General features: G+C 73.6%; 9 protein-coding genes. 3 read left to right on the top strand and 6 right to left on the bottom strand.

What is annotated here, in order from left to right; translation table 11 throughout:
* Positions 1 to 677: alpha/beta fold hydrolase (locus tag VIG76_RS02395; protein ID WP_331950659.1), on the top strand; the 677-nt coding region annotated here is incomplete at its 5' end.
* A gap of 111 nt (positions 678 to 788) precedes the next feature.
* Here VIG76_RS02395 and VIG76_RS02390 read toward each other — a convergent pair.
* The 6 genes from VIG76_RS02390 to VIG76_RS02365 all read right to left on the bottom strand — a co-directional run bounded on the left by VIG76_RS02390 (position 789) and on the right by VIG76_RS02365 (position 6,979).
* Positions 789 to 1,124 (bottom strand): TraR/DksA family transcriptional regulator, encoded by a 336-nt coding sequence (locus VIG76_RS02390; protein WP_414640600.1) that lies wholly within the window; start codon positions 1,122 to 1,124, stop codon positions 789 to 791.
* Complete coding sequence (locus tag VIG76_RS02385; protein WP_331950657.1) at positions 1,121 to 1,777, bottom strand: isochorismatase family protein; 657 nt, start codon at positions 1,775 to 1,777, stop codon at positions 1,121 to 1,123. Before VIG76_RS02385 ends, VIG76_RS02390 begins: the two co-directional genes overlap by 4 nt.
* 228 nt (positions 1,778 to 2,005) lie before the next feature.
* Positions 2,006 to 2,665, bottom strand: a complete 660-nt coding sequence (locus VIG76_RS02380; protein WP_331950655.1) for a response regulator transcription factor — start codon at positions 2,663 to 2,665, stop codon at positions 2,006 to 2,008.
* Between the two features lie 10 nt (positions 2,666 to 2,675).
* Entirely contained in the window at positions 2,676 to 4,085 is a 1,410-nt protein-coding gene (locus tag VIG76_RS02375; protein WP_331950653.1) for a sensor histidine kinase, read from the bottom strand.
* An 84-nt stretch (positions 4,086 to 4,169) separates the two neighbouring features.
* Positions 4,170 to 5,333, bottom strand: a complete 1,164-nt coding sequence (locus tag VIG76_RS02370) for a MalY/PatB family protein (protein ID WP_331950651.1) — start codon at positions 5,331 to 5,333, stop codon at positions 4,170 to 4,172.
* Entirely contained in the window at positions 5,324 to 6,979 is a 1,656-nt protein-coding gene (locus tag VIG76_RS02365; protein ID WP_331950649.1) for a dolichyl-phosphate-mannose--protein mannosyltransferase, read from the bottom strand. The genes VIG76_RS02370 and VIG76_RS02365 overlap by 10 nt, the downstream gene beginning before the upstream one ends.
* 64 nt (positions 6,980 to 7,043) lie before the next feature.
* Between VIG76_RS02365 and rsmI the strand changes: the two genes are divergently transcribed.
* Together rsmI and VIG76_RS02355 are read left to right on the top strand one after the other, a co-directional pair.
* Positions 7,044 to 7,862 carry a 16S rRNA (cytidine(1402)-2'-O)-methyltransferase gene (rsmI, locus tag VIG76_RS02360; RefSeq protein WP_331950661.1) on the top strand — a complete coding sequence of 273 codons (819 nt, stop codon included), beginning with the start codon at positions 7,044 to 7,046 and terminating at the stop codon, positions 7,860 to 7,862.
* A 165-nt stretch (positions 7,863 to 8,027) separates the two neighbouring features.
* Positions 8,028 to 8,365 (top strand): alcohol dehydrogenase catalytic domain-containing protein (locus VIG76_RS02355; protein WP_331950647.1); only part of this gene is annotated, 338 nt, incomplete at its 3' end.

The raw sequence follows: 8,365 nt of genomic DNA, 5'->3' as shown, positions 1-8,365 counted from the left end.
CGGGCCGCACGATCGTCGACGTCGTCGCGGACACCCGCGCGGTGCTCGCGGGACTCGGCGCCGAGCGCTGCGTCGTGGGCGGCCGCTCGGGCGGCGGCCCGCACGCGCTGGCCTGCGCGGCGCGGCTGGAGCAGGCCGTGGCCGTGCTCGTCGTCGCGGGCATCGCGCCGTACGAGGCGGAGGGCCTCGACTTCCTCGCCGGCATGGGCCAGGACAACCTCGACGAGTTCGGCGCGACGCTCGAGGGGGAGGAGTCCCTGCGGCGCTATCTCGACGGTCAGCGGGAGGGCCTCGCGGCCGTCACGCCGGACGGGATCGTCGCCGAGATGTCGAGCCTGCTGCCCGACGTCGACCGTGCGGTGCTCACCGACCGCTTCGCCGAGGAGGTGGCGGAGAGCTTCCACGAGTCCGTCCGCACCGGCGTCGACGGCTGGCTCGACGACGACCTCGCGTTCGCGGCACCGTGGGGTTTCGACCTCGCCGAGATCCGGGTCCCCGTGTCGGTCTGGCAGGGCTCCCTCGACCTGATGGTGCCGTACGCGCACGGGCGGTGGCTCGCCGACCACGTGCCGGGCGCGGACGTGCACCTCGTCGATGGCCAGGGGCACCTCTCGGTCGCGCACAGCGATGAGGACACCGCCGCGATCCTCGACCGGCTGAAGGCGGCGCTCGCCTGACCCCATCCGCACATCGCGCCGTTCCGGAGAAATCGGGCGACACGCCGTGCTCGGGGCGTCGGATGCGGGGTGTCGCGCAAGAACTCCGGAACGGCGCGATGACCGGCCGGGTCAGGCGTGGGCGAGGCAGGTCGCCGCGAAGGGGCGGGCCTGCAGGCGGCCCGCCGGGATGACCGCGCCGCAGACGACGCAGCGGCCGAAGGTGCCGGCGTCGACGCGGGCCAGCGCCGCGTCGATCTCGCCCAGGCGGATGCGGGCGGCCTGCCGGAGCGCATCCGCCTGCGAGCGCTCGAACGCGATCGTCGCGCCCTCCGGGTCGTGCTCGTCGTCCGTGTTCGCGTCGGCGCGCGCGGCCGTGACCGCGTCGATCCGCACGCCGAGCTCCGCGAGCGACGCGAGCGTCTCCGCCCGCAGCGCCTCGAGCCGCTGCGCGACCGGGTCGGTCAGCTGCCCGCCCTTGCCGTCGTGATGCTCGCCCTGGCCGGCGCGGTGCTCGCCCACAGGTCGGCTCCGGTCGTGGGTACCCCGGCCGCGACCGCGGCGGTCCATGCGCTCGTCGGCACGACCGCCGCGAAGCCCGAGTGGAGCACGACGAGGCTCGTCTCGTGCAGCTCCTGGGCCGAGATGGCGCCGGATGGGGTGCTGAGCGGCAGGGTGCCGGTCGCATCCGCGAGCACCTCGACGATCAGCCCGCGGTCGGCGGCGTCGCGGGCGGTGGACTCGTCGCAGTGCTGCGTCATGTAGCCGGCGATCGTGAGGGTGTCGACGCCGAGGTCGTCGAGGCGGGCGCCGAGGTCGGTGCTCGCGAAGCACGACACCGTCTGCTTCGTCAGCCGCACATCGAACGGTCGGCCGCCCACGGTCTCGTGCAGCTCGGCGCCGAAGGAGCCGTCCGCGAAGACGGGGGAGTCGACCTCGTCGATGTGCTGCACCACGATCACCGGGATGCCCGCGGAGGTGGCCGCGTCCATCGCCGCGGCGATGTTCGGCAGGCTCGTCGTGAGCGGCGGATACGCGATCGGGAGGGCCCCCGACACGTACTCGTTCTGCACATCGATCACGAGGAGTGCGCGGCGGGGGTAGGACACTCCATCGGGCATGGGGGACAGCCTGACACATGCGCGGACCCTCGTGGCGGCGGTGTCGGCCCCCCTCGCGCGCATCCGCCGGGCCCTCGACCGAAGCGGTTCGGCAGGCCCGCAGCGCTTCATTCCCACGGGCACGGCCGTCACGCGGCAAGCCGCGCGCCGGAACCGGCCGCGGGGCCAGGCCCGTGGTCGCCGAGGGGCCTGCTCAAGCGCCGGCAGCCTGCCGAAGTGGTGCCCGGGCTACGCGCCGAGGAATGACAGGACGGCGAGCACGCGGCGGTGCGCGGCCGCCGACTCCTCGAGCCCGAGCTTGGCGAAGATGCTCGTCACGTGCTTCTCGACGGCGCCCTGCGACACGACCAGCGCTTCCGCGATGGCCGCGTTGCTGCGTCCCTCCGCCATCGCCCGCAGCACCTGCGTCTCCCGCGGCGTGAGCCGGGCGAGCGGATCCGCGCGCGCCCGCAGCATCTCCTCGACCATCTTCGGATCGAGCACCGTGCCGCCCGACGCGACCTGCTCGATCGCCCGCCGCAGCTGCTCGAGATCCGTCACCCGGTCCTTCAGCAGGTAGCCGATGCCCTCGCTGCCGGCGGTGAGCAGCTCCCGGGCGTAGGTCGTCTCGACGTACTGGCTGAGCAGCAGCACCCCGACCGCCGGATGCGTCGCCCGCAGCCGGATCGCCGCGCGCACGCCCTCGTCGCGGTGCGTCGGCGGCAGCCGCACGTCGAGCACCACGACGTCGGGCGCCGACTCGGCGACGACGCCGTCGAGGTCGACGGCGTCGCCGCGGGCCGCGACCGTCTCGAACCCGGCCTCCGCGAGGAGGCGCACGAGGCCCTCCCGCAGCAGCGTGGAGTCCTCCACGATCGCGACCCGCAGGGGCCGGTTCCGCCCGTCCATGCCGGTGACGCTAACCGCGCGGCAGCGGGATCGTGGCGGTCACCGAGGTGGGTCCACCGGCCGGGCTGACGATGCGGAGGTCGCCGCCGAGCCCCGCGAGGCGTTCCGCAGCGCCGGCCAGGCCGTGCTGCGGCACCGGGGCCGCGCCGCCCACGCCGTCGTCGAGGACGACGATCCGCAGGGCGGCGGATCCGCCGGAGGTGGGAGCGGGATCCGTCGTCACGGTGAGCCGGATGCGGCGGGCCGCCGCGTGCTTGATGGCGTTGCTCGTGAGCTCCGCGGCGACGAAGTAGGCGCTCCGCTCGATCGGCGAGGGCACCGGCTCGGTCAGCCGGATGTCGGCCTCGAGCGGCACCGCGCTGCGGCGCGCGAGCGCCTCCAGGGCGGCTTCGAGGCCGCGGTCCTGCAGCAGCGGCGGGGCGAAGCCCTGCGACAGCGCCCGCAGCTCGTCGAGCGCCTCCTGCGCCAGGGTGCGAGCCTCCTCGATGGACTGCGCGGCGGCCCCCGCATCCGGGCCGAGGCGGCGCTCGGCGGCCGCGAGCTCCATCTGGAGCCGGAGCAGGCGCTGCTGCGGGCCGTCGTGGATGTCGCGCTCGAGGCGGCGCAGCGCGTTGTCCTCGGCGGCGACGGCGGCGCGCTGGGCGGCGCCGACGCGCTCGACCTCGGCGCCGAGCTGCTCGGAGCGGAATCGGGCGAGCAGCAGCCGGCCGAGACCCCAGTGGGCCCAGGTGAGGCCACGGGTCACGAACGGGAAGGCCGCGATCATGCCGAGGCCGAGCGCGCACAGGCCCGCGATGAGCCAGGCGGCTCGCACGGGGTCGACGCCGCCGCCGAGTGCGACGATCAGCACCTCGGCGGGGGTCCATCCGGTCACATGCACGAGGCCCGCGTGGTTCAGGGTGAGCGTGGCGCCCGGCCCGTAGGGACTGGTGGATGCCCAGATCGGGGTGGTGGCGAACGCGAGGCTCACGACCATCCAGGGCAGCCAGATCGCCGTGGTGATCACGGCGAGCACCGGGTTCAGGATGCCGCTGTGCAGGTAGTAGAGCCAGGAGTGGGGGTTGCCGAACACGTCGCCGAGGACGCGGAAGAAGCTCTTGCCGCGGAACGGCGGTGTCCATTGCGGGGCCGGGATGTCGGGCATCCCGGTCCAGCGCTGCCGGCGAAGCTCGAACAGGCCGAGGTAGCGGGTCACCACGAAGACCGCGGCGAACACGAGGACGCCGATCGCGGACGAGAAGGACCCGCGGAGCGCGGCGAGTGAGACGAGCCCGATCACGGTGGTGAGGGCGAGGTAGGCGAGCTCGCGCGGCATGCGGCGCCAGAAGCGGCCGTAGGCGGCGCCGATCCCGGCGCGCGGTCGAGTGAGCGACGTCGGAGGCGAGGGGAGCGTGGAGGTGGTCATGGTGGTCGAGGTCATGGTTCCACCGTGGCCGCGTCGGCGTGCGGCGCCCATCCGGCCGGCTCGCGTCTTCGGGCGGGGGATAACCCCCGGATGCGCGCGTCAGGCGAGCGCGGCCGCGATCCGGTCGACGAGCTCCTCGAGCACGGGGCGCGGGGTCGCGAGGATGCAGCGGAGGAAGCCCGGCGTGCCGCAGGCCGCGCCGTCGGTGAGCGCGACGCCCGCACGCTCGACGAGCGCATCCGCGGGCTTCTCCCCGAGGTCGAGGCGCCGCGCGTCGAGCCAGGCGATGTACGTGCCCTCGGGCTCGCGGTAGCCGAGCCGCGGGATCCGCTCGGCGACGAGCTCGCCGAACCGCCGCCGGTTGCCGTCGAGATACGCGAGCACCTCGTCGAGCCAGGCGCCGCCCTCGCGGTACGCGACGGTGTTGGCGATCACCCCGAAGCCGGCAGCGCCGTGCCCGGCGAAGAGCCCGACGTCGGCGAACCGCGCGCCGTCCGCCTCGTTCGTGAACACGACCTGCGCGCACTTCAGGCCGGGCAGGTTGAACGCCTTGGAGGCGCTGATGGCGGTCACCGAGTGCCGGGCCGCCGCCTCGGAGACGGATGCGTAGGGGATGTGCCGGTGCGGGGCGAAGACGAGGGGCGCGTGGATCTCGTCGGAGAACACCCGGCCGCCGTGGCGCTCGACGACGTCCGCGACCGCGAGCAGCTCGTCGCGGGTGAGCACGCGGCCGACCGGGTTCCACGGGTTGCAGAGCACGAGCACGTCCGCACCCTGCTCGAAGGCGGCGGCGATCCCGTCGAGGTCGAGCGCGTAGTGGCCGTCGGTCAGGGTGCTCGGCACCTCGATCACCCGGCGGCCGAGCATCGGCGGCACGACGAGGAACGGCATGTAGGCGGGCGTCGGCACGATCACGGGGGCGGACGGATCCGAGTAGTGCCGCAGCATCAGCTCGAACGCGGCGATCACGTCGCCGACGGGCTGCACCGCCCCGGGCTCGATCGCCCAGCCGAAGCGGCTCGCGCACCAGTCGGCGGTCGCGCCGCGCAGGTCGTCGGCGAGCGCGGTGGGCAGGTAGCCGGTCGCGCCCGCATCCACCGCCTCGTGCAGCGCGCGCTCGATCGCCGGCGCGAGCCCGAAGTCCATCTCCGCGACGAACGCGCCGATCGCATCCGGGAACGCGGTCCACTTCACGCTGCCGGCCGCACGAAGCGCGGCGATGTCGAGCGCGTCGATGCGCGCCGCGAACCCGTTCACACCCATGTCGGCGACCACATGTGGATGTGCCAGAACCAGTAGGACGTCTGCATCCCGGTGTCGAGCGGGAAGAAGAAGGCGCTGACCACGACCGCGAGGCCGAGGAAGCCGATCACGATCCCGCGGCGCACCCTGAGCCCGTAGCGCGCCTCCGCCGCGACGAGCTCGTCGGGCGAGGAGACGGCCGCGGGCCGCACCACCATCAACCCGATCACGGCCGCCAAGCAGAGGATGAGGTACGGCTCGAACGCGATCGTGTAGAAGAAGAACATCGTGCGCTTCGGGTAGAGCAGCCACGGGAACCAGCCGGCGGCGATGCCGAGCAGCAGCAGACCCGCCTGCCACTCGTGGCGGCGGATGAGCCGCACGAGCAGGTAGATCGCAGCGGCCCAGCAGGCGTACCAGATGAGCGGGTTCGGGATGTCGGTGATCGCGGCCGCGCAGGTGCCGTACTGGCATCCGTTGCCCCCGGACATCGACGCCGGGTCCCAGAACATCGACGTCGGCCGGGCGATCAGCGGCCACAGGATCGCGGGCGCCGAGTACGGATGCGCGGTCTCGAGGCCGGTGTGGAAGGCGTAGATCGACGCGTGCCAGGCCCACAGGTTCTGCAGCGCCGGGGGCACCCAGGCGAGGAGGCCGTGGAAGCGGTTCGCGGGGAAGGTCTGGACGAAGTTCCGGTCGTAGCCGCCGGCGGTGAGGAACCAGCCCGTCCAGGAGAGCAGGTAGACGACGAGGCCGATCGGCAGCACGTTCAGCACGGTGGCCCACGCCTGCTTCAGCAGCCCGGCGCTGTACCAGAAGCGGATGCCCGCGCGGCGGCGGAGCATCATGTCGACGGCGATGAGGTAGACGACGAAGAACGCCGCGAAGTAGAGGCCGGACCACTTCACGGCGGTGCACGCACCGAGCGCGACGCCCGCGCCGAGCAGCCACGGCCGCCACAGGAACGTCGGGCCCCAGGACCCGATGTCGCGGCGCCGGCGCATCAGCCAGAGGCCGAAGCGGCGTTCCGTCCATCCGCGGTCCTCGAGCACGCACCAGAAGGCGAGCAGCGCGAAGAACATCACCATGTTGTCGAGCAGCGCCACCCGCGACATCACGATCGCCTGGTTGTCGATCGCCATCAGGCCGCCCGCGACGAGGGTGACGAGCCGGGTCGCGAACATCCGGTGCGCCACGAGCATCACCAGCGCGACGGCGAGCACCCCGATCACGGCGACGGACACGCGCCACGAGATCGGGTTCTGCGCGCCTCCGGCGAGCAGCTCACCGAGCCCGATGATCCACTTGCCGAGCGGCGGATGGGCGATGTACTCGCCGGCGTGGGTGTAGATGTTCACCTGGCCGGCCTGGAACAGGCCGTTCACGTCGAGCGGCTTGCCGACCGCGGTCGACGACGGCCAGTTCGCCTCGTAGCCGAGGTGCACGAGGCTCCAGGCGTCCTTCACGTAGAAGGTCTCGTCGAAGATGAGGACGCCTGGGGATCCGATGTTCACGAAGCGGAGGATCGTCGCGACCAGCAGCACGAGGCCGGGACCGAGGAGGTCCAGGTAACGGCTGCGGCGGGCGCCCGTCCGCTGGAGGCCGCGCGTGGCCGCGTGCGCGGCGGGCTCGGCCACCGGCACGTCGGTGATCTCGGCGCGCGACACGGGGTCGAGGATACGGCGCGGCCCCATGACGGCCCGGCACCGCGCGGCGCTGCGACACTGGAGCGTGCTCGTGCTCGCCGCAACGCCCATCGGGAACCTCGGCGACGCGAGCCGGCGGCTGATCGAGACGCTCGAAGGCGCCTCGGTGCTCGGGGTCGAGGACAGCCGGGTCGCCCAGCGGCTGCTCGCCGGGCTCGGGATCGTCAACCGACCGCGGCTCGTGACCGTCAACGAGCAGACCGAGCGGGGCCGCATCGCAGAGCTCGTCGCGCTCGCCGCGGAGTCGGATGTGGTGCTCGTGTCGGATGCCGGCATGCCGACGGTGTCGGACCCCGGCTTCGCGCTCGTGCGGGCCGCGATCGACGCCGGCGTCACGGTGACGGCGGTGCCGGGCGCATCCGCCGTGCTCACCGCGCTCGCCGTGTCGGGGCTGCCGACCGACCGGTTCGTCTTCGAGGGCTTCGCGCCGCGTCGCGACGGCGAGCGGCGCCGCTGGCTCGCCGAGCTGGCGACGCAGCGGCGCACGGTCGTCTGCTTCGAGTCGCCGAACCGGCTCGCCTCGCTGCTCGCGCTGATGGCGGAGGTGCTCGGCGGTGAGCGCCGGGCCGTGGTCGCCCGCGAGCTGACGAAGCTCTACGAGGAGGTCGTGCGCGGAACCGTCGCCGAGCTGGCCGCGTGGGCGGAGGGGGGCGTGCGCGGCGAGATCGTGCTCGTGCTCGCGGGCGCGGAGCCGGTCGCGATGTCCGAGGACGAGGCGGTGGCCGACGTGCTCGCCCGCGTGGCAGCCGGGGCGCGCCTCAAGGACGCGACCGCGGAGGTCGCGGAGGCGACGGGCCTGCAGCGCCGCGCGCTCTACGACAAGGCGGTCGCGGCGAAGCGCTGACCCTCATCCGGCGCGCCGGGCTGTCCCGGACCCGGCCTGATTCGGCGGTTGCCACTCTCTGCGACCTTGAGGCGCCCAAGGTCGCAGAAGGTGGCAACAGCCGAACGGAGGGGACCCTCAGCCGCGGCGGCGCAGCATCGGGGCATCGAGGGAAGGGGTGCCCGGATGCGCGCGGTGCGGTTCGAGGAGTACGGCGACGTCGACGTGCTGAAGGTCGAGGAGGTGCCGACGCCCACGCCCGCGCCCGGCGAGGTCGTGGTGCGGGTCGTGACGGCCGGCACGAACCCGGGGGAGGCCGGCATCCGCTCGGGGGCGGGTAAGGAGCGGTTCCCGGCGCACTTCCCGGAGGGCCAGGGCAGCGATCTCGCCGGCGTGATCAGCGCGGTGGGCGACGGGGTGCAGGGGCTCGCCGTCGGGCAGGACGTGATCGGGCTCTCCGACGGCCGCAACGCGCAGGCCGAGTACGCGCTGCTGGCCGCCGATCGCGTGGTGCCGAAGCCCGA

Source organism: Amnibacterium sp. (assembly GCF_036559085.1).
Taxonomy (GTDB): domain Bacteria; phylum Actinomycetota; class Actinomycetes; order Actinomycetales; family Microbacteriaceae; genus Amnibacterium.
This window is presented reverse-complemented; position numbering and strand designations above follow the sequence as displayed.

Bases quoted from the DNA above. Each gene is read 5' to 3' on its own strand.
- VIG76_RS02375 (WP_331950653.1), bottom strand. From the start codon at position 4,085: ATGACCTCGACCACCATGACCACCTCCACGCTCCCCTCGCCTCCGACG.
- VIG76_RS02370 (WP_331950651.1), bottom strand. From the start codon at position 5,333: ATGGGTGTGAACGGGTTCGCGGCGCGCATCGACGCGCTCGACATCGCC.
- VIG76_RS02385 (WP_331950657.1), bottom strand. From the start codon at position 1,777: ATGCCCGATGGAGTGTCCTACCCCCGCCGCGCACTCCTCGTGATCGAT.
- VIG76_RS02380 (WP_331950655.1), bottom strand. From the start codon at position 2,665: ATGGACGGGCGGAACCGGCCCCTGCGGGTCGCGATCGTGGAGGACTCC.